Origin of the sequence: Rhodoglobus aureus (genome assembly GCF_039527955.1) — a bacterium.
In the GTDB taxonomy this organism is placed as follows: Bacteria; Actinomycetota; Actinomycetes; order Actinomycetales; family Microbacteriaceae; genus Rhodoglobus; species Rhodoglobus aureus.
On sequence record NZ_BAAAKW010000035.1, the window covers coordinates 75,478 to 95,164 of the forward strand.

Genomic DNA, 19,687 nt, shown 5'->3' on the forward strand with positions numbered 1-19,687 from the left:
GCGTTACCCCTTTATGTACGGTGTTCCGGATGCTGCTGGCGGCCTCGACTTTCCGACCAGACCGGCTACGGCAATGATCGTCACGACGTAAGGCAGCATGAGCATGAACTCGCTCGGCACCGGTGAACCAACAACGCTCAACGCGTTCTGCAGGTTGCTGGCGAACCCGAACAGGAGCGCCGCAAGCGTTGCCTTGATCGGATCCCAGCGGCCGAAGATCACGGCGGCGAGAGCGATAAAGCCGGCACCAGCGGTGACGTCTTTACCAAACTGCCCCGTCTGACTCAGCGTGATGAATGCTCCACCGAGTCCGGCGATCGCACCGGCAAGAGCGACGTTCCAGAAACGCGTGAGCTTCACGTTGATGCCGACGGTGTCAGCAGCCTTGGGGTGCTCGCCTACGGCACGCAGGCGGAGCCCCCAGCGGGTGCGGTAGAGCGCAAACGCAACGGCGGCCACGATGATGTACAGCAGGTAGACGATGACGGTCTGCTTGAAGAACACCGGTCCGATGATCGGGATGCCGCTCAAGATCGGAATCGACACCGCCGAGAAGCCCTCAGGGTTGTTCAGCCGCTCGGGGCTCTCGACGAGCCACTGTGAGTAGAGGAACCCGGTTAGCCCCGACACCAACACGTTAATAACAACACCAACGATGATCTGGTTCACGAGGTATCTGATTGAAAACACAGACAGCAAGAACGACACGAGCATTCCGGCTACGGCCGCAGCAAACAGTCCGGCGAATGGTGATGCCGTGATTGTGCCCACGACTGCCGCGACGAAAGCACCGGCGAGCAACTGGGCTTCGATCGCGATGTTCACGACACCAGCGCGCTCAGAGATCACCCCACCGAGCGCACCGAAGATAAGCGGCACGGCCAAGACGAGTGAGCCTGCGAGGAGTTCAGGAACTCGCAACGTTTCGTCAGCAGCGGCCCAGGTGAGGAAACCAGTCAGAGCAAAGAGCGCGCCAAAAGCCGGAACCCAGGTCGGCACCTTGCGGTCTTGCGAAATCATGAACGCAGATCCCACAGCGATGAGCGCCATCAGAATCGTGACGATGACACCAGTCGCCAGTGCAGGCAGCTGAATTATTGGCAAGCGGAAAAGATCAGTGCCCGTCGACAGGTCGAACCCGGTCGGTGCGTCCTCAGCAAAGCCGATGAACAGCACGCCCGAAATGAGCGATACAATCGCGAAGGCGACCGGCATCTTCCAACTGCGGCGGTCAATTTTGGACCCCGAATGGCCCTTACTTTCAGAAGTTTTGATGAAAGTCATTAGCTGACCACCTTCTTTGCGCGAGCGCCGGGTTGCGGCAAACGGAATACAGCGCGCACGAGCGGCGGAGCTGCTATAAACAGAACGATGAGTGACTGAACAACCAGAACGATGTCGATCGGAATGCTCTGCGAGGCCTGCATGGTGAATCCACCGGCCTTGAACGCTCCGAACAGGATGCCTGCAGCAAACGTGCCCCACGGGGTCGAACGGCCCAAGAGCGCAACGGTAATGGCGTCGAAGCCGATACCGGCATCCACACCAGAGGTGAATCCGCTAGTGGTAGTTCCGAGAACTTCGGTGCTCGCAGCAAGACCTGCGTAGCCGCCGGCGATCAGCATGACGTAGACGTAGAGACGCTCTACCTTGATGCCGGCTACGCGAGCAGCGTGCGGGTTGAGGCCCACAGCCCGGAACTTGAAACCGAGGCTCGAGCGCTCAATCAACCACCAGGCCAACACCGTTCCTGCAATCACAACGATGAAGCCCCAGTGCAGCTTGAAGGCGTCGCCGAAAAGAGGAGGCAACACGGCGCTGTCTGCTGCCGGCGGGGTCTTCGGGTTGTTGGAACCAGGGTTCTTCAGCAGATCCGTGCGCAGCAGGAAGCTGATCAGGTAGTAGGCGACGTAGTTGAGCATGATCGTCACGATCACCTCGTGCGCGCCAGTGCGAGCCTTCAATAGACCCGCGATCGCGCCCCACAGGGCACCACCGATGATTCCCATGATGACGGCAACGACAACGTGGATGACGATGGGCAGGTCCCAAGCGAAACTGGCGTAGCCCGCAAATGCGGCACCGACGATGATCTGACCACGGCCACCGATGTTGAACAGGCCAACGCGGAAGGCTATAGCCACTCCCAGCCCAGCAGCAATCAGCGGCGTCGCGAAGACGAGCGTTTGCGTCAGCGGCTTGATCGCCGACAGGAAGTCGTCACGTCGGAAGTCATAGACCGAACCCTGGAACAGGGCTAGGTAAGCGCCACCAACTGCGCTGCCGATGGCCGCGAACAGGTCCCAGGGGCGAGCGAAGAAGTATCCGGCCGCATCCTGCACATCAGAGTCGGTCAGCGCAATGAGCACACCACCGATCAGAATCGCCAGAACAACAGCGAGTACCGAGAGCAGCGCGTTGCCAGAGGTAATCTCGCGGAACGCATTCGTCCACCGCACGGTGTCCTGGTTTGTCTCCGAGTTCTCAGCGCTTTCCGTCAACGCCGCCTCTTCGGGCTTCTGGTCTTCGGGCTTTTGGTCTTCAGGCTTCTGGGGTGTTGGCTCGCTCATGCTGCCTCCTCCGTAATACGTTCGCCGGCCATCATGAGACCGAGCTGTTCGCGCGGGGTATCCGCAGGAACGATTCCAACAATCTGACCCTTGTACATAACCGCGATGCGGTCAGCAAGGGATACAACTTCATCGAGCTCGGTTGAGACCACGATCACGGGAACACCGCGATCACGCACGCCAACAATCTGCTCGTGAACAAACTCAATCGAGCCGACATCGAGACCTCGCGTGGGCTGCGAGGCAACCAGTAACGACAATTCGCGGCTCAGCTCGCGCGCAAGCACAACCTTCTGCTGGTTGCCACCAGACAACTGTGAGACACTCTCCTGAATACTTTGGGCCCGGATGTCGAATGACTCAAGCTTCTCGGTCGCAAACTCATTGAGAACAGTGGTCTGCAGTGTGCCGCGCCTAACGAAAGGAGCCCCATCGCTGCGGTCAAGCATGAGGTTTTCGGCGATACTGAAACCGCCAACAAGACCATCTAGCGTGCGGTCTTCCGGCACGTAGCCGACGCCCTCATCAAGGATCTGACGGGCGTTGAGCCCGAGCAATTCTTTGCCGTTCAACGTTATCGAACCGGATGCTCGATCCTGCATCCCCAACAACGCCTCGGCGAGCTCGGTCTGCCCGTTGCCCTGCACCCCGGCAATAGCGAGAATCTCTCCACCTTGCACTGTGACGCTCAGTTCTCTCACGGCACGGTGACCGAATTCATCTGCAATCGACAGATTGTCGATGATGAGAGCGTTGTCAGTGAGCTTGGCTGGGGCCTTGTCAATCGTGAGGTCAACCGCGCGACCGACCATGAGCGAAGCAAGTTCTTCTTTATCTGCGTTGGGATCGGCCTCACCAACAACCTTGCCTAGGCGGATGACCGTGATGCGGTCTGCAACTTCGCGCACCTCACGCAGCTTGTGCGTGATGAAAACAATGGACGTGCCCTCCGACTTGAGTTGGCGCATGATGGCCATGAACTCGTTAGTCTCTTGGGGCGTCAGTACAGCAGTGGGCTCATCGAAAACGAGCACCTTTGCTTCACGCGAGAGCGCCTTTACGATCTCCACACGCTGCTGAACACCGACGGGCAGGTCTTCGACACGCGCATCGGGGTCGAGGTCGAAACCAAAGCGAGCCGAGATGTCTCGCACGAGCGTGCGTGCTGCTTCCAGATTCAGCAGCCCCGGGCCGTAGACCTCTTCGTGGCCGAGGGCAACGTTCTCAGCCACGGTAAACACAGGAATCAACATGAAGTGTTGGTGAACCATGCCAATACCGGAGCGCATCGCGTCGCCCGGGCCCGCGAAGTGACGGACCTCGTCGTCGATGAGAATCTCGCCCTCTTCCGCCTGATACAGGCCGTAGAGCACGTTCATCAAGGTTGACTTGCCCGCGCCGTTCTCGCCGAGGAGGCTGTGAATCTCGCCCTCTTCGATTATGAGATCAATATGATCATTCGCGACTAGGTCACCAAAGCGCTTCGTAATACCTCGCAGCTCAAGTTTCACAATCTCTCCTCAGTGCTGTTTCGGCGCCATCGCCGTCGTCGGGTTTCACAAGAATAGCCTCAGAAGACTAGTCCAAAACGAAGGGGGCTGACCCTCAGGTCAACCCCCTCAGTTCTCTCTAACTAGTTCAGGTACGACTTCACGGCGATGTCGCCGGAGATGATGCCGTCCTTTACAGCGACGAGCTCTGCCTCGAGGCCGCCATCAACCTTCGACTCGAAGTCGTGGAACGGCGCAATGCCGACTCCACCGTTTTCGAGCGTTCCCACGTAAGGCGTGGTGTCGAGCGATCCGCCCGATGCTTCAGTCACAACTTCCGAAACAGCAACCTTGATCTGCTTGAGGATCGAGGTGAGGAACAAGTCCGCTGCTGCGGTCTCGGTCTCGGTAAGGTCAGCGTCTACACCGATCAAGGCGATGTCCTTGCCGGAATCGCGGATTGCCTCAACCGCGCTCTGGAAGATCGGGCCACCGACGGGAAGCAGTACGTCTGCACCCTGGTCGATCAGGTTCTGAGCTGCTGAACGCGAGTCGGTTCCGGGAGCGAAGCTACCGATGAACGTTCCGTCCTGTGCTGCAACATCCCAACCGCGGACCGTGACATCTGCACCCTTTTCGGAGTTGTAGTAGTCAACACCCTGAGCCGCGCCATCCATGAAGATTGAAACGGTGGGGAAGTTCATTCCGCCATAGGTTCCAACAACACCTGTCGAGGAGTAGCTTGCTGCGGCGTAACCTGCGAGGAACGCAGCACCGGCGGTGTCGAACAGAATCGGCTTGATGTTGTCGGCATCGGTGGTGCCGTCGAAGTCGTTGTCGGCCGCGTCGTCAACGATTGCGAAGTTGACGTCGGGGTTTGCCAGAGCGAACTCAACGGTAGCTGCAGAAAGGTTGAATCCGACCGTAACGATCAGGTCGCAACCTTCAGCAATAAGGCTCTCGATGTTGGGTGCGTAGTCTGCATCGCTGGTTGACTCAACGGTGAGGAACTCGACGCCGAGGTCATTCGCTGCAGTCTCAATACCTTCGTAGCCCAGCTGGTTGAACGACTTATCGTCGAACCCGCCCGAGTCGGAAACCATGCAGGGAAGGAAGTCGAGTGTTTCGCCCGAGCCTGCGTCGGTCTCTTCGGGTGCAGCTGCGCAACCGGCGAGTACGAGTGCGCTCGTTGCAACGAGCGCCATGCCGCTGAGTGCGCGGCCGTGAGTGCTGATTCTCAAGGTGTCCTCCAAGATGCTGTTCGACAGAAATTGTCGAAAGATAGTGCCCCTACGCTACCCAATAATCAAGAAAATGATTGTGCGAATATGAGCGCTGAAGCCGAATGGTTACAAACGCGAAATCTCGCCGTCACAAGACGTCGTTCCGGCCAGATATTTTTAGAGCATCCACCACAGATTTGACGCGCTGAGCGTTCGCCGTTGTCGTAACCAGCAAAGCGTCGGGAGTATCCACTACGACAATGTCGTTTACCCCAATTAGGGAAATAAGCCGGTCAGTCTGGCTAATCACCACTCCGGTCGACTTATCGGCCAGCACTCGGGCATTTTCACCGAGGATCGCGAGGTCAGATTTGCGCCCACCAGAGTGCAACTTGGCAATCGACGCAAAGTCGCCAACGTCATCCCAATCAAAGTCACCGGGAACGACAACAAGGCGACCCTCTGCGGCAGCGGGTTCGGCAACGGTGTAGTCAATCGCGATCTTCGCGAGGTGGGGCCAGACACGATCGACGACGGCGCCGCGCTCTGGGGTGTCCCACACTTCGGCAAGTTCAGTCAGGCCTGCGAGCAATTCAGGCTCGGCTTTGCCTAGCTGTTCAAGAAGTACGTCGGCACGGGAGATGAACATCCCACCATTCCAGAGATAGCCGCCACTGGCTACGTAGGACTGAGCGGTCTCGAAGTCGGGCTTCTCAACGAAGGAGTTAACTGAGACAGCGCTCGGAGCACCCTCAACCTCAATCGCACCACCACAGTGGATGTAACCAAACCCGATTGCAGGCTCTGACGGCGTAATGCCGATGGCCGCAATGTAACCGGCGTTGGCCACGGCGATCGACTCCCGCACACTGCGGTGGAATCCGCGGATGTCGCGAATCACATGGTCAGCAGCAAACGACCCGATGACGACGTTGGGGTCGCGCTTGAGCAGAATCGCGGCGGCAAGCCCAATCGCGGCAGACGAGTCTTTCGGCTCGCTTTCGAGCACAACATTGGGGTCGCTCAGTTCGGGAAGCTGCTTTTCGACGGCAGCACGATGAGCACGCCCGGTGACAACCATGATGCGGTCGGGGCCAGACAGCGGGGCGAGACGATCCCAGGTGTCTCGAAGCAGGGTTTGGCCTGACCCGGTGAGGTCGTGCAAAAACTTGGGGGCATCTGCCCGCGATAGCGGCCACAGGCGCGATCCAATTCCACCGGCAGGAATCACGCTGTAGAAGTTGTCGAACGGGGCCTGAAGTTGGCTCATGCCTCCACCTTAGACTTCAGCACCCGTTAACTCCCCCGTTATCCGCACCTCCTAACGTGAGCCTCACGACAACCGATTGAGGTGCTGAATTTGCGGGTCGCCATTGTTAGCGAAAGCTTTCTCCCCACTGTCAATGGCGTCACCAATAGTGTGCGCAAGGTGCTCGATTATTTGAGCACCGAAGGCCACGAAGCAATCGTGATCTGCCCCTCCGCTGGTGCGCCCACGACGTATGCGGGCTTCACCGTCCACTCCGTGCCTGCGCTGGCGTATCGCCAATTTCCGGTGGGGCTACCCAACCCTCAAGTGCACAAACTGATTTCTGATTTTCGACCGGACGTCGTTCATGCCGCCGCACCCTTCCTACTTGGGGCGCAAGCCATCGCATCCGCCAACCGGCTTGGCATTGCCACCGTTGCGATCTTTCAGACGGATGTCGCCGGCTACGCCCGCCGCAATCACCTAGGCCCGGCAACAAAACTGGCGTGGCGCATCGTGCGCTGGATCCACGACGGAGCAGAACTCACTCTCGCTCCCTCAAGCACGGCGATGGCCGATCTGCGCGCCATTGGAATCACCAGGTTGGAGCGCTGGGGTCGTGGTGTTGACCTCACTATGTATCACCCGGGAAAGAAACTGAGCCCGGCTGCGGCAAAGTTGCGCAAGCGACTTGCCCCCACCGGTGAAGTGGTGATCGGTTACGTCGGCCGCATCGCCCCCGAAAAACAGGTGGAGCGCTTGCGAGCGCTTCACGGCCTGAACGGAGTGCGCGTGGCCATCGTGGGTGACGGCCCATCTGTTTCTTCCGTTAAGAGGGAGCTTGCCGGCATCCCCGTCACGTGGTTGGGCAAATTGGGTGGCGAAGAGCTGGCTGCTGCCTATGCGGCGTTCGATGTCTTTGTGCACACCGGAACCGAAGAAACCTTTGGCCAGACGCTTCAGGAAGCTCACGCGGCGGGGCTGCCCGTCGTAGCTCCTCGCGCCGGCGGACCAATTGATCTCGTTGATCACGGCACGAACGGTTTTCTCTTTGAGGCAAACAACGAGAGTCAGCTTCGCGCGTTTGTTGAGGCTCTCACGATTGATCCTGAGCTTCGCGCGCGCATGGGTGAGGCCGGGCGCCGCACCGTTCTCGGCAAATCGTGGGAAGGCATCTGTGCGCAGCTAGTCGAGCACTATCAGTCGACAATTGCGGCCGGAGCGGTAGATACCAGTGGTGTCAGCGCACAAGTGTCGAAAGAAGCTGCATACGAGCCGACACCGGCTCGTTAACTTTAGCGAAAATCGCGAAAAGGTCTCGGAATTCTTGCTGTTAAGGGTGCAGTGGGAAGCGGGGGCCTCCTAGCGGGAATAGACTGGGTGGGTCCGCTATGCGGACAATCATCGGTCGCGGTGGACGCGACCCCACACCGCAAGGAGGGTCCTCGTGCCAGAGAAGTCGGCGAGCAACCTAGTGGCGGAGCCGAAGTCTCCGTCTAAGATTCGCTCCCCCAGGAGACCTGCTGGCACCCTGTATCGGGGCAACGAGGGCATGTGGTCGTGGGTGCTGCACCGTATTACTGGTGTCGCCATCTACTTCTTCCTACTTGTGCACATTCTTGACACCGCACTCGTGAGGGTGAGCCCTGAGGCGTACAACGTGGTCATTGAGACCTACAAGACGCCGTTGATGGGCCTTGGCGAGATCGCCCTGGTTGCGGCAATCGCATTCCATGCCTTCAATGGCCTGCGGATCATCCTGATCGACTTCTGGGCATTCGGTGCCAAGCACCAGCGCGCCATGTTCTGGGTTGTCATCGGTCTCTGGGTGGTTCTGCTCGCCGGATTCATCCCCCGCCAGCTAATGCACGTCTTCGGAGGTTGAGCATGAGTGTCATCGAAGCCCCCCGCACTCCTACCCGTGGCCGCCGTACCGGCGGAATCAACTGGGAAAAATGGGGATGGATCTACATGCGCGCCTCTGGCGTTGTACTCATCGTTCTCATCTTCGGTCACCTCTTCGTCAATCTTGTTGCCGGTGAAGGCGTCAAGGCCATCGACTTCGCGTTCGTCGGCGGAAAGCTTTCGGACCCGTTCTGGATGATCTGGGACGGCCTCATGCTGTGGCTCGCGCTGATCCACGGCGGCAACGGAATGCGCACGCTCGTCAACGACTACGCAACCAACCCGAAGGTGCGCAAAGTTCTACTGATCGGTATCGCCGCATCCACGGCAATTCTGATCCTTTTGGGAACCCTGGTGATCACCACCTTCGATCCCTGCCCAGCCGGAGCTGACCCAGCTCTGCTCGCCAGCATCTGTGAGGGACGCTAATTGTCTACGATTAACACCGGCGATATCGCCGACGGAACCATCATCGATGGAGTCCACTACCACCAGTTCGACATCGTGATCGTTGGCGCCGGAGGCGCTGGCATGCGTGCCGCTATTGAAGCCGGCCCGCACGCCAAGACCGCAGTGATCTCCAAGCTGTACCCCACGCGCTCGCACACCGGTGCGGCACAGGGCGGCATGGCTGCGGCGCTCGCCAACGTCGAGGACGACAACTGGGAATGGCACACTTACGACACCGTCAAGGGCGGCGACTACCTGGTTGATCAGGATGCGGCGGAGATCCTCGCCAAAGAGGCCATCGACGCCGTGGTTGACCTGGAAAACATGGGCCTTCCGTTCAACCGAACCGAAGACGGCAAGATCGACCAGCGTCGCTTCGGCGGTCACACTCGCGAGCACGGCAAAGCTCCTGTTCGCCGCGCCTGCTACGCCGCTGACCGCACCGGTCACATGATTCTTCAGACCCTGTACCAAAACTGCGTGCGACTCGGAATCAATTTCTTCAACGAGTTCTACGTGCTCGACCTCATCATGACCGAGGTCGACGGCGTTGAAGAGCCCGCAGGCGTTGTGGCCTACGAACTCTCCACCGGTGACCTTCACGTGTTCCAGTCGAAGGCGACCATCTTCGCTACCGGTGGATTCGGAAAGATCTTCAAGACGACATCCAACGCCCACACCCTCACCGGTGACGGCGTTGGAATCATCTGGCGCAAAGGCTTGCCGCTCGAAGACATGGAGTTCTTCCAGTTCCACCCCACCGGGTTGGCTGGCCTCGGCATCCTGCTCTCTGAAGCGGCTCGAGGCGAAGGTGCGATCCTGCGCAACGCCGAGGGCGAGCGCTTCATGGAGCGTTACACGCCAACGCTCAAGGACCTCGCGCCGCGTGACATCGTTGCGCGTTCGATGGCCACCGAGATTCGTGAAGGCCGCGGAGCTGGTCCTGACAAGGATTACCTGTTCCTCGACATCACCCACCTTGAGCCTGCCGTGATCGACGAGAAGCTGCCAGATATCACCGAGTTCGCTCGAACCTACCTCGGCGTTGAGCCGTACACCGAACCCGTTCCTGTGCTGCCCACCGCGCACTACGCCATGGGCGGCATCCCCACCAACGTGCAAGCCGAAGTGTTGCGCAACAACACGGATGTCGTCAAAGGCCTCTACGCGGCCGGCGAGTGCGCGTGCGTGTCTGTTCACGGCTCCAACCGTTTGGGCACCAACTCGCTTCTCGACATCAACGTCTTCGGAAAGCGCGCCGGAAAGGCCGCCATCGAATACGTGAAGACGGCCGAATTCGTGCCGCTGCCCGAGAACCCTGCTGGCGGCGTCAAGAACATCCTCGACATGGTTCGTGCCGGCGATGGCACCGAACGTATTGCCGCTATCCGTAAAGAGCTGCAGGTCTCGATGGACCGCAACGCACAAATCTTCCGCACTGATGAGAGCCTCGAAGAGGTCACCAACCTCATCCAGAGCCTGCGCGGTCGCTACCGGAACATTCAGCTCCACGACAAGGGTAAGCGGTTCAACACCGACCTCCTTGAAGCCGTCGAGCTGGGCTTTTTGCTCGACCTAGCCGAAGTACTCGTATTCTCGGCACGGTCACGCAAAGAGAGCCGTGGCGGGCACATGCGTGAGGACTACCCCGATCGTGACGACGAGAACTTCCTAGTACACACGATGGCGTACCTCACAGGTGACCCAGAATCAGAAGAGGCGGGTGACCACATCCGACTCGACTGGAAGCCGGTTGTGATCACGAATTACCCGCCGATGGAGAGAAAGTACTAATGAACACTGCCGTCGCTGACCACAAGCCTGCCGCACCCGAGGTCGTCCCGACCTTCACGGCCACACTCATCATCCGTCGTTTCGACCCGGATGTTGACGAAGAGCCACGCTGGGAAGACTTTGACGTCGAGCTTTACGAGACCGACCGCGTGCTCGACGCCCTGCACAAGATCAAGTGGGAGATGGATGGATCTCTGACCTTCCGTCGCTCGTGCGCACACGGTGTTTGTGGTTCGGATGCCATGCGGATCAATGGCCGCAACCGCCTCGCCTGCAAGACCCTGATCAAGGATCTCGACATCTCGAAGCCGATCTACGTTGAAGCCATCAAGGGCCTCCCCTTAGAAAAAGACTTGATCGTCGACATGGAGCCGTTCTTCGACTCCTACAAGGAGATCAACCCCTTCCTGATGGCTGGCGCCACCAAGGGCGGCAAGGAACGCAAGCAGAGCCCCGTAGAGCGAGCACGCTTCGATGACACCACCAAGTGCATCCTGTGCGCCGCGTGCACGTCGGCATGCCCCGTGTTCTGGACCGACGGACAGTACTTCGGCCCGGCCGCGATTGTGAACGCTCATCGCTTCATCTTCGATTCGCGCGATGAGGGCGCGGGCGTTCGTCTCGACATCCTCAACGACAAAGAGGGCGTGTGGCGCTGCCGCACCACCTTCAACTGCACCGATGCCTGCCCCCGCGGCATCCAAGTCACTCAGGCAATTGCCGAAGTGAAGCAGGCAATTATCAAGGGGAAGCCGTAACGGGGCGCACTCAGCAACTATGTGTTTGTAGTCAGGCGAGCGGCGTACGCTGCAACGCATGACGACATTGAAAGCACTCTATATCAACACAACGCTCAAGCGTTCGCCCGAACTCAGCCACACGGAAGGCCTCATCGAACGAAGCCGACTCGTGTTCGAAAAATCCGGGGTTTCCACGGAAGTCGTTCGCGCGGTCGACCGCACAATCGCGCCGGGCGTGTATCCAGATATGCGCGAGCATGGCTGGGATGAGGATGCCTGGCCTGAGCTCTGGCAGAAGGTCAAAGCCGCAGACATCCTCATACTGGCTGGCCCAATTTGGCTTGGCGATCAGTCGTCAGAGTCGCGAAAGATCATCGAACGGCTCTACGCCCACAGCGGCGAAACCAACGACAAAGGCCAATACGTGTTCTACGGCAAGGTTGGCGGCGCACTCGTGACCGGCAACGAAGATGGCGTCAAGCACGTCTCATCCAACATTTTGTACAGCTTGCAGCACATCGGGTACACGATTCCGCCGCAGGCTGATGCTGGCTGGATTGGCGAAGTCGGTCCAGGCCCCAGCTACCTCGACGACGGCTCAGGCGGTCCAGAGAACGACTTCACGAACCGCAACACCACCTTCATGGCACACAACCTCATCCACTTGGCGACGATGCTCAACGCCAACGGCGGCATCCCTGCCGAGGGCAACGTGCCAGCCGAGTGGAACGACGGCAAGCGATTCGGCTTCGACGCGAACCCTGAGTATCGCTAACTAGCGTTTGCGGCAGCCTCACGAGCTGTTGGGCCGGTGGTCGCGTTGATCGCTGCTTCGGCGCGCACTGTGGCCTGCTCAAGCGTTACCGTCTTGAGTTCAGCACGCACATCGGCGAGTGCCTGAGGCGTCATCGACAGGCTCGTTACACCCAAGCCGACGAGCACAACCGCGAGCTGGGGGTCAGCGGCGGCTTCTCCACAGACACCTACGGGCTTACCTGCAGCGGCGCCGGCGGCACCGATCATCTTCACGAGGCGAAGCACGGCTGGATGCCACGGGTCTTGGAACTTGGCCAAGGTGCCGAGCATCCGGTCCGCTGCCAGTGTGTACTGGGTGAGGTCGTTAGAGCCGATGGAGACGAAGTCACTGCGTTCGGCCACCTGGTCGGCGAGCACTGCAAGTGACGGAACCTCTGCCATGACACCGACAGTGTTGAGGCCGAGTTCGCGACCGAGGGAAACGAAGTAGTCGGTCTCTTCGGCATCCGACACCATCGGCGCCATCACCCAGAGGTCGGCGTCGGTAGCGTTCTGGGCGTTGACAAGAGCGGTGAGTTGATCGCGCAGAATGTTTTCGTTGACGCGCAGCGAGCGCAGTCCGCGCTGGCCGAGGGCAGGGTTTGCCTCTTCGCCCATATCCATGAAGCTGAGTGGCTTGTCTGCGCCAGCATCGAGGGCACGCACGACAACCTTTTTGCCGGGGAAGTGCTTCAGCATCTCCGTGTATTCGGCGGTCTGCTCTTCTACGGTCGGCGCGGTCGTCGCGTCGAGGAACATCAGCTCGGTGCGGAACAGCCCAACACCTTCAGCGCCCAGCTCTACCGCTTGTGCGGCCTCGGAGGGAGTGCCGAGGTTGGCCAGCAACGGAACAAGAGTTCCATCAGCGAGCGCGCCATCAGTGATCGGTGCGTTGGCGGCTGCGGCAAGCTCCGCGATGCGGGCCTCTGCGGCGGATCGCTGCTCAGCGGTGGGGTCTGTCGTGATGGTGCCGGCGCCGGCATCCACAATAACCAGAGTGTCGTCAGCAAGGTCAAGCGCTTCAGCAACACCCATGATCGCGGGGATCGCCTTGGAGCGCGCAAGGATCGCGGTGTGGCTAGTTGGGCCACCCTGACGGGTGACGAGCGCAAGCACCTTGTCGAGTTCGAGAAGGGCAGTGTCTGCGGGGGCTAGGTCGTCGGCGACCAAAACGAAGGGCTCATCGCGCTGCGGGACACCCGGTGCTGGTACGCCACGAAGACGCGCGACCACACGCTGGCTGACATCGCCGAGGTCGGTGGCACGCTCGGCCATCATTCCGCCAAGCGAGATCAACATGTCGCGGAATTTGCCAAACGCTTCAAACACGGCACGCTCAGCAGTCTTGCCACCGTCAATGATCTCGTTGACGCTCTCAAGAATGGAGGGGTCTTCGGCCATGAGCGCTGTTGCTGTCAGCACCTCGTTTGCTTCGGCATCCGCTTTCTCTGCGCGTTCGCGAAGATCGGCAGCCACAAACGTCAGAGCTGAAGCCGCGGCTTCTTTCTCTGCTGCGACGTCACCTGAGTGGCGTGCATCTTTCGGTTCCGGAAGCGGGTCGGGCATGCGCACGACTTTTCCGATGGCAACCGATCGTCCAACTCCGACACCCTGAAGTTCCATGTGATCTGACCCTCTCCCCTGAGTTCTGCAAAGACAGCCTAGCTATTCTTGAGGGATGAAGCTTACGCAACGACTGAAACCGGCGATTGACTGGGTGATGGGGCGACGCCCGGTGAGGGTATTCCTTCACTACGCCGACAAACTTGGTCCGCTCTTAGCTTTTGGGCTCTCGTATCAGGCAATCTTTGCCGTCTTCGCCGCACTCTGGGTCGCCTTCGCCGTAGCCGGGCTCGTCGTTCAGGGCGATCCTGCATTGCTGGATGCCGTCTACAACTTCATTTCAACGAACGTTCCTGGGTTGATCGGCGACGGCAGCGGCAGCGGCAACGGTGCAATCACTCGCGAAACCCTCGCAGACTCACAGGTGTTGGGCATCACCGGTATTATTGCCGCCGGCGGTCTGGCTTTCACCGCACTTGGCTGGATCGCTTCGGGGCGCAACGCTATCCGATCGATGTTCGGACTTGATAGTTCAGAAGCCAATTTTTTGGTGCTGAAGCTGAAAGATTCCGGTCTCGCCATCGGCTTCGGAATCGCGGTCATCGCCTCAGCCGCACTGTCGGTGGCAAGCACCGCCGCTCTCAACTGGCTGCTCGACTTAGTCTCCATCAACGAAGATTCATTGGCCGCGCGCGCGGCAACTCAAATTATCGCTGTCGTTATCGTGTTCATTCTCGACGCAGCAACGCTCGGTGTGTTCTATCGAATTATTTCGAGAATCAAGATTCCGTTCCGATTGCTTGCACAGGGAACCATTATTGCGGCGATCGCGCTCGGCGCTCTCAAGTTCGGGGGAAGCTTCTTGCTCGAAGGCGCAACCCGCAACCCACTACTCGCGTCGTTCGCAGTGATTATTGGTCTGCTGATCTGGTTCAACCTGATTTGCCAAATCATTCTCATTGGTTCGGCCTGGATTGCGGTCGGTGCAGACGACGCGGACCTCGACATCAGTGGAGACAAGCGTGCCCCGGATGCGCCCCGTGCCGTTAAGCCGACGAAGGCCTCTGAGGCGGCAAATACTGGTGACACAACCGACGAACGCTCGGTGGAGAGCCAACGCGCGAGCGATAAAGCCAACGAGAACAGGTTCAAACGAACTTTCAAGCGCCTGATGAAGCGGAACAAGAAGCGATAGGCCGAGCGACCGTAGCGTCACCACACGGTCAGTGGCCCTCGGTAGTCTTGAGGCATGGCAACACGTCTTCGCATCGCATCCGTCAACGTCAATGGCGTTCGCGCCGCTTACCGCAAGGGCATGGGCGAGTGGCTGGATGCCCGTGACGTCGACATTCTCGCGCTGCAAGAAGTTCGCGCCGCCGATGCCGACATTGAAGGGCTGCTCGGCGATGGCTGGAACATCCTGCACGACGCCGCGACCGCAAAGGGTCGCGCTGGAGTAGCGCTGGCTTCACGTAAGGGGTCTGCGGCATCCGCCCCTCTTGCGCACCGGGTAGCTCTCGGTGCCGACGACTTTGATAGCGCCGGGCGTTGGCTTGAAGCCGACTTCGAGGTCGATGGCAAAACCGTCACCGTCGTGAGCACTTACGTGCACTCGGGCGTTGTTGATACCCCCAAGCAGGTTGAGAAGTACAAGTTCTTGGAGGCCATGCTCGTGCGTCTGCCCGAGCTTGCCGCCCACAGCGACCATGCCCTCATCGTCGGCGATCTCAATGTTGGTCACCGCGAACTCGACATCAAGAACTGGCGCGGCAATCGCAAGAAGGCCGGGTTCCTGCTCGAAGAGCGCGCCTACTTTGACCGCATCTTCGGCGAGCACGGAACCACCATCGAGTGCGTCGACAGCACGACCGGCCCCGGCCTCGGCTGGGTGGATGTTGGTCGCCAGTTCGCCGGCGAAGTTGACGGCCCGTACACCTGGTGGTCGCAGCGCGGCCAAGCTTTTGACACCGACACCGGTTGGCGCATCGACTACCACGTCGCCACCCCTGCCTTGGCTGCCTCGGTTGCGGAGTACCGCATCGACAAGGCTGACGCGTGGGATGAGCGTTGGAGCGATCACGCTCCCGTCGTCGTTGACTATTCCATCTGAAAGAATTAGCCCATGAACCGCACACCTCGCCTGTTTTCCGGTATGCAGCCGTCTGCCGATTCGCTCCATGTGGGCAACTACATTGGCGCACTCATGCAGTGGCGCGAGATGCAGCAAAACTACGACGCCGTCTTCTGCGTTGTCGATATGCACGCCATCACTGTGCCACAAGAACCCGAACTGCTGCGCGCGCAGACCCGTCGCACCGCCGCCCAGTACATCGCCGGTGGCATCGACCCCGAAAACTCCGTGCTGTTTGTGCAGTCGCAGGTGTCCGCCCACGCCGAGCTTGCTTGGGTGCTGAACACCATCACCGGTTTCGGTGAGGCCTCGCGCATGACCCAGTACAAAGACAAGTCAGCTAAGCAGGGATCGGATACCACCTCCGTTGGCCTCTTCACCTACCCCGTGCTCATGGCTGCAGACATCCTGCTCTACGACACCACTATTGTGCCGGTGGGTGAAGATCAGCGTCAGCACATCGAGCTCACGCGTGACCTCGCCGCTCGCTTCAATTCGCGCTTTGGCGACACCTTTGTGATTCCCGAACCACAGATTCAGAAAGCCACCGCCAAGATCTATGACCTGCAGAACCCGGAGTCGAAGATGAGCAAATCAGCGACAACGGATGCTGGGGTGCTGTGGTTGCTCGACGAGCCATCCAAGACGGCCAAGAAGATCAAGTCGGCCGTGACCGATGCGGACCGCGAGATTCGTTTCGACCGCGGCGCAAAGCCGGGCGTCTCGAATCTGCTCACGCTGCACTCCACGTTTAGTGGCACATCCATTGCTGATCTCGAAGCGCAGTTTGAAGGCAAAGGCTACGGCGACCTCAAGAAGGACGTTGCCGACGTCGTGACCGCCGAGTTCACCCCCGTGCGCGAACGCACCCTTGAGCTACTGGATGACCCTGCCGAACTCGACCGCATGCTCAGCAAGAACGCTGAACGTGCCAACGAAATGGCCCAAAAGACGCTCGACCGCGTCTACGACCGGATCGGCTTCTTGCCGCGGGTGCGCTAATGCAGACTTTTACCCTCACGAGCGAACTCCTCACCCTCGACGCCCTCACCGGTGACGATGTTGAGCTGATGACCACCTACTGCCAAGACCCGATCTTTGAGCACACGCTCACAATCCCGTGGCCGTACGCTGCGTCAGATGCCGAGTTCTTCATCAACAACCTTGTGGTGCAGTGGTGGGACGACGACGACGAATACACGTGGGCGATCCGCGAAACCGGCAAGACAGAACTGCTCGGCGTGATCAGCTTCCGCCTCTACAACGACACCATCGGGTACTGGATGGGCGAACCACACCGCGGCAAAGGCTTCATGAAAGAAGCTGTTGCCGAGGTGTGCCGCTGGATCTTCTCCACTGGCCGCCCCGAAGTGCGCTGGGAAGCGCTCGTGGGCAACAAAGCCTCCGCAGCCATAGCCAAGAGCCTCGGCTTCGTCTACACCGGCATCGAGCCCGCCTCAAGCGAATACCGCGGTGGCACCCACCCGCCGTCGTGGTGGGCGACTCTCACCGCGCCCGACGAGAACCCCAGCTATGCCGTCGAATCCGGTCAGCCGTGGCCCTTCTAACTCTTACCAAAGTGGCTGCATGAGCATCACCGTCGCACTGTTTGACCTCGACGACACCCTGTTTGCGCACCGCGCAGCCGTCGACTTGGCAATCCGCAACTACCGGCACACGCTCGGGCCCACCCTCGCGGCCGGCCCGGATGATTTCACCGAAAGCGCACGCTGGACAGTTCTCGAAGAACTGCACTACCACCGCTATTTGAGCGGCGAGCTCAACTTCGAAGGGCAACGACAGGCCCGCGCCCGCGGCTTCGTCGATCCCTACGGCGTGACCTTCACGGATGCGGAAGCCACCCACTGGTTCGACGCCTACTTCGAGGCCTACCGCGCCGCCTGGCACCTCCACGACGACGCTCTCGCCTGCCTCGACGCACTCGAAGCCCGCTCCCCCGCCGTGCGCATCGGCGTCATCACCAACGGCGAACTCGACTTTCAAACCTCCAAAGTCAGCACCGTCGACCTCGCCAACCGTGTCGAACACCTCGTCGCCAGTGGCCAATTCGGTCACACCAAGCCCGACGCCCGCATCTTCCACCACGCCTGCGAACTCTTCGGAGTCGCGCCCGCCGAGGCGCTCTACGTCGGCGACCGCCTGGTGACGGATGCGCTGGGAGCCGCCAATGCCAGCCTCACCGGAGTGTGGCTCGACCGGGAGCGCAGCGCAACCGAAGCGCAACTAGAGGAAGCTCGCGCGGCCGGGGTACCGGTCATCCACTCGCTTAGCGAACTCGACGCCCTGCTCACCTGACACGGCAGCAAAGACAGCCATCATCACATTTCGCGGGAATACTTCGCGCACAGCCACGTTGAGTAGACTAAGCGCAGTACAACGTGCTCCGGGGTCGGTGAAAGTCCGAACCGGCGGTGATAGTCCGCGAACCGCGATGAAGTGAGAACTTCTGACCGGTTGACCTGGTGAAACTCCGGGACCGACGGTAATGAGATCGCAAGATCTCTCAGTCCGGATGAGAGGAAGCACGGCTTTAGTATCTTGGTGAGCCGAAATATCTTGGTGATCCACAATGCTGAAGCGGGTTTTTTCGAACCCATTTTCCCGGAGCCCGTCCCACGAGACGAGAGACCGGATGAGCACCCCAGAACAGCAGACACAGCACGAGAAGCTGATGCTTCATGCGCTGTCGCTTGCCAGTCGCGGCCCCATCACCGGCGGAAACCCTCAAGTTGGTTGTGTGCTCGTAGATGCCGCTGGCGAGATCGTTGCCGAAGGCTGGCATCGCGGTGCGGGCACTCCCCACGCCGAAGTGGATGCTCTGACCAAACTCACGGCCAGCAAACTCGGTGGCGCTGCGACAGGCCAAAGCGCCGCGGGCCTCACCGCCATCGTCACTCTCGAACCGTGCAACCATCAGGGTCGCACCGGTCCGTGCTCTGAAGCGCTCATCGCTGCTGGCGTGACTCGCGTTGTGTACGCAGTGTCAGACCCGGGCAAGCGTTCGGGCGGCGGAAGCGAACGACTTCGCGATGCTGGAGTCGAGGTTATTGGCGGCATCGCTGCCGCTGAAGCAGAAGAGTTTTTGCACTCGTGGCTCTCGGCCACTCGCCTGCAGCGCCCTCACGTCACCGTGAAGTGGGCGTCGAGTCTTGACGGTCGCTCTGCGGCCGCCGACGGCACGAGCCAATGGATTACCGGCACCGCCGCGCGTCAGCACGTGCACGAGCAACGAGCGCGCGCCGATGCGATCGTCGTGGGCACGGGCACTGTGCTCGCCGATGACCCGAGCCTGACCGCGCGGGGAGACGGCGGCGAGTTGCTCGAGCGGCAACCGCAGCCGGTGGTGCTGGGGCGGCGCGAGATTCCGGTGGGGGCGCAACTGCGCCACCACCCCGCACAACTGCGTCAGTTCGACGGCAGCGACCTCAACGCCGCACTCGCCGAACTGTTTGAAGCTGGCATCCGGCGCATCTTTGTCGAAGGTGGCCCCACTATTGCGAGCGCCTTCATCACTGCCGGTCTCGCGGATGAACTGCTCATCTACCTCGCCCCGAAACTGCTGGGCGGCCCGAAGGTGGCGCTCAGCGAGCTCGGGGTTTCTACCATTGCTGAGGCGAAAGACCTCAGCATCACCGAACTTCGCCCGCTGGGCAACGATGTGCTGATTGTCGCCCGCCCGGCGACCGGCGCACCGTTTGCGCAGTCGGCAACGGGCACAGTGGTCGCTACCCCAGCGACAGAAACGGGAGCGTAACC

The 19,687-nt window shown here is 60.1% G+C and carries 18 protein-coding genes and 1 riboswitch; of the genes, 12 read left to right on the plus strand and 6 right to left on the minus strand.

The genetic code is table 11. The annotated features are described in order from the left end of the window. Nucleotides 1-3: 3 nt before the first annotated feature. From ABD112_RS11365 to ABD112_RS11385, 5 genes are all read right to left on the minus strand, one after another. A complete protein-coding gene (locus ABD112_RS11365) occupies nt 4-1,284 on the minus strand; it encodes an ABC transporter permease (RefSeq protein WP_343925955.1) in 1,281 nt (426 codons plus the stop codon). Further along, nucleotides 1,284-2,570 (minus strand): ABC transporter permease, encoded by a 1,287-nt coding sequence (locus ABD112_RS11370; RefSeq protein WP_343925957.1) that lies wholly within the window; start codon nt 2,568-2,570, stop codon nt 1,284-1,286. The genes ABD112_RS11365 and ABD112_RS11370 overlap by 1 nt, the downstream gene beginning before the upstream one ends. Next, nucleotides 2,567-4,081: an ABC transporter ATP-binding protein gene (locus ABD112_RS11375; protein WP_343925959.1), complete on the minus strand. Its 1,515-nt coding sequence runs from the start codon at nt 4,079-4,081 to the stop codon at nt 2,567-2,569. Before ABD112_RS11375 ends, ABD112_RS11370 begins: the two co-directional genes overlap by 4 nt. Nucleotides 4,082-4,203: 122 nt before the next feature. Then, nucleotides 4,204-5,301 (minus strand): BMP family lipoprotein, encoded by a 1,098-nt coding sequence (locus ABD112_RS11380; RefSeq protein ID WP_343925961.1) that lies wholly within the window; start codon nt 5,299-5,301, stop codon nt 4,204-4,206. 130 nt (nt 5,302-5,431) lie between these two features. Next, complete coding sequence (locus ABD112_RS11385) at nt 5,432-6,553, minus strand: mannose-1-phosphate guanylyltransferase (protein WP_343925963.1); 1,122 nt, start codon at nt 6,551-6,553, stop codon at nt 5,432-5,434. 90 nt (nt 6,554-6,643) lie between these two features. Here ABD112_RS11385 and ABD112_RS11390 point away from each other — a divergent pair, with 90 nt between their 5' ends. From ABD112_RS11390 to ABD112_RS11415, 6 genes are all read left to right on the plus strand, one after another. After that, nucleotides 6,644-7,825, plus strand: a complete 1,182-nt coding sequence (locus ABD112_RS11390; protein ID WP_343925964.1) for a glycosyltransferase family 4 protein — start codon at nt 6,644-6,646, stop codon at nt 7,823-7,825. A 181-nt stretch (nt 7,826-8,006) separates the two neighbouring features. Next, nucleotides 8,007-8,417, plus strand: a complete 411-nt coding sequence (sdhC, locus tag ABD112_RS11395; protein ID WP_425563834.1) for a succinate dehydrogenase, cytochrome b556 subunit — start codon at nt 8,007-8,009, stop codon at nt 8,415-8,417. A 2-nt stretch (nt 8,418-8,419) separates the two neighbouring features. Then, nucleotides 8,420-8,866: a succinate dehydrogenase hydrophobic membrane anchor subunit gene (locus ABD112_RS11400; RefSeq protein WP_343925967.1), complete on the plus strand. Its 447-nt coding sequence runs from the start codon at nt 8,420-8,422 to the stop codon at nt 8,864-8,866. Then, nucleotides 8,867-10,681, plus strand: a complete 1,815-nt coding sequence (gene sdhA, locus ABD112_RS11405; protein ID WP_343925969.1) for a succinate dehydrogenase flavoprotein subunit — start codon at nt 8,867-8,869, stop codon at nt 10,679-10,681. Continuing rightward, nucleotides 10,681-11,439 (plus strand): succinate dehydrogenase iron-sulfur subunit, encoded by a 759-nt coding sequence (locus tag ABD112_RS11410; protein ID WP_343925971.1) that lies wholly within the window; start codon nt 10,681-10,683, stop codon nt 11,437-11,439. The genes sdhA and ABD112_RS11410 overlap by 1 nt, the downstream gene beginning before the upstream one ends. Nucleotides 11,440-11,497: 58 nt before the next feature. Further along, nucleotides 11,498-12,196: a flavodoxin family protein gene (locus ABD112_RS11415; RefSeq protein ID WP_343925973.1), complete on the plus strand. Its 699-nt coding sequence runs from the start codon at nt 11,498-11,500 to the stop codon at nt 12,194-12,196. Here the strand turns inward: ABD112_RS11415 and ptsP are convergent. Further along, nucleotides 12,193-13,839: a phosphoenolpyruvate--protein phosphotransferase gene (gene ptsP, locus ABD112_RS11420; RefSeq protein WP_343925975.1), complete on the minus strand. Its 1,647-nt coding sequence runs from the start codon at nt 13,837-13,839 to the stop codon at nt 12,193-12,195. The genes ABD112_RS11415 and ptsP overlap by 4 nt on opposite strands. 55 nt (nt 13,840-13,894) lie before the next feature. On the opposite strand from ptsP, the gene ABD112_RS11425 reads away from it, so the two are divergent. From ABD112_RS11425 to ribD, 6 genes are all read left to right on the plus strand, one after another. Further along, a complete protein-coding gene (locus tag ABD112_RS11425; protein ID WP_343925976.1) occupies nt 13,895-14,974 on the plus strand; it encodes a YihY/virulence factor BrkB family protein in 1,080 nt (359 codons plus the stop codon). Nucleotides 14,975-15,028: 54 nt separating this feature from the next. Next, a complete protein-coding gene (locus ABD112_RS11430; protein ID WP_343925978.1) occupies nt 15,029-15,889 on the plus strand; it encodes an exodeoxyribonuclease III in 861 nt (286 codons plus the stop codon). A gap of 12 nt (nt 15,890-15,901) precedes the next feature. Next, complete coding sequence (gene trpS, locus ABD112_RS11435; RefSeq protein ID WP_343925980.1) at nt 15,902-16,912, plus strand: tryptophan--tRNA ligase; 1,011 nt, start codon at nt 15,902-15,904, stop codon at nt 16,910-16,912. After that, nucleotides 16,912-17,478: a GNAT family N-acetyltransferase gene (locus ABD112_RS11440; protein WP_343925982.1), complete on the plus strand. Its 567-nt coding sequence runs from the start codon at nt 16,912-16,914 to the stop codon at nt 17,476-17,478. The genes trpS and ABD112_RS11440 overlap by 1 nt, the downstream gene beginning before the upstream one ends. 19 nt (nt 17,479-17,497) lie before the next feature. Continuing rightward, nucleotides 17,498-18,226: an HAD family hydrolase gene (locus ABD112_RS11445; RefSeq protein WP_343925984.1), complete on the plus strand. Its 729-nt coding sequence runs from the start codon at nt 17,498-17,500 to the stop codon at nt 18,224-18,226. 80 nt (nt 18,227-18,306) lie between these two features. Further along, nucleotides 18,307-18,460: riboswitch (FMN riboswitch) on the plus strand. A 103-nt stretch (nt 18,461-18,563) separates the two neighbouring features. After that, on the plus strand, nt 18,564-19,685 hold the full coding sequence (gene ribD / locus ABD112_RS11450; protein ID WP_343925986.1) for a bifunctional diaminohydroxyphosphoribosylaminopyrimidine deaminase/5-amino-6-(5-phosphoribosylamino)uracil reductase RibD: 1,122 nt from the start codon (nt 18,564-18,566) through the stop codon (nt 19,683-19,685). The last annotated feature ends 2 nt before the right edge of the window (nt 19,686-19,687 follow it).

Bases quoted from the DNA above. Each gene is read 5' to 3' on its own strand.
- ABD112_RS11415 (WP_343925973.1), top strand. From the start codon at position 11,498: ATGACGACATTGAAAGCACTCTATATCAACACAACGCTCAAGCGTTCG.
- ABD112_RS11365 (WP_343925955.1), bottom strand. From the start codon at position 1,284: ATGACTTTCATCAAAACTTCTGAAAGTAAGGGCCATTCGGGGTCCAAA.
- ABD112_RS11425 (WP_343925976.1), top strand. From the start codon at position 13,895: ATGAAGCTTACGCAACGACTGAAACCGGCGATTGACTGGGTGATGGGG.
- ABD112_RS11400 (WP_343925967.1), top strand. From the start codon at position 8,420: ATGAGTGTCATCGAAGCCCCCCGCACTCCTACCCGTGGCCGCCGTACC.
- ribD (WP_343925986.1), top strand. From the start codon at position 18,564: ATGAGCACCCCAGAACAGCAGACACAGCACGAGAAGCTGATGCTTCAT.
- ptsP (WP_343925975.1), bottom strand. From the start codon at position 13,839: ATGGAACTTCAGGGTGTCGGAGTTGGACGATCGGTTGCCATCGGAAAA.
- ABD112_RS11410 (WP_343925971.1), top strand. From the start codon at position 10,681: ATGAACACTGCCGTCGCTGACCACAAGCCTGCCGCACCCGAGGTCGTC.
- ABD112_RS11385 (WP_343925963.1), bottom strand. From the start codon at position 6,553: ATGAGCCAACTTCAGGCCCCGTTCGACAACTTCTACAGCGTGATTCCT.
- ABD112_RS11445 (WP_343925984.1), top strand. From the start codon at position 17,498: ATGAGCATCACCGTCGCACTGTTTGACCTCGACGACACCCTGTTTGCG.
- ABD112_RS11430 (WP_343925978.1), top strand. From the start codon at position 15,029: ATGGCAACACGTCTTCGCATCGCATCCGTCAACGTCAATGGCGTTCGC.
- ABD112_RS11440 (WP_343925982.1), top strand. From the start codon at position 16,912: ATGCAGACTTTTACCCTCACGAGCGAACTCCTCACCCTCGACGCCCTC.
- ABD112_RS11370 (WP_343925957.1), bottom strand. From the start codon at position 2,570: ATGAGCGAGCCAACACCCCAGAAGCCTGAAGACCAAAAGCCCGAAGAC.
- trpS (WP_343925980.1), top strand. From the start codon at position 15,902: ATGAACCGCACACCTCGCCTGTTTTCCGGTATGCAGCCGTCTGCCGAT.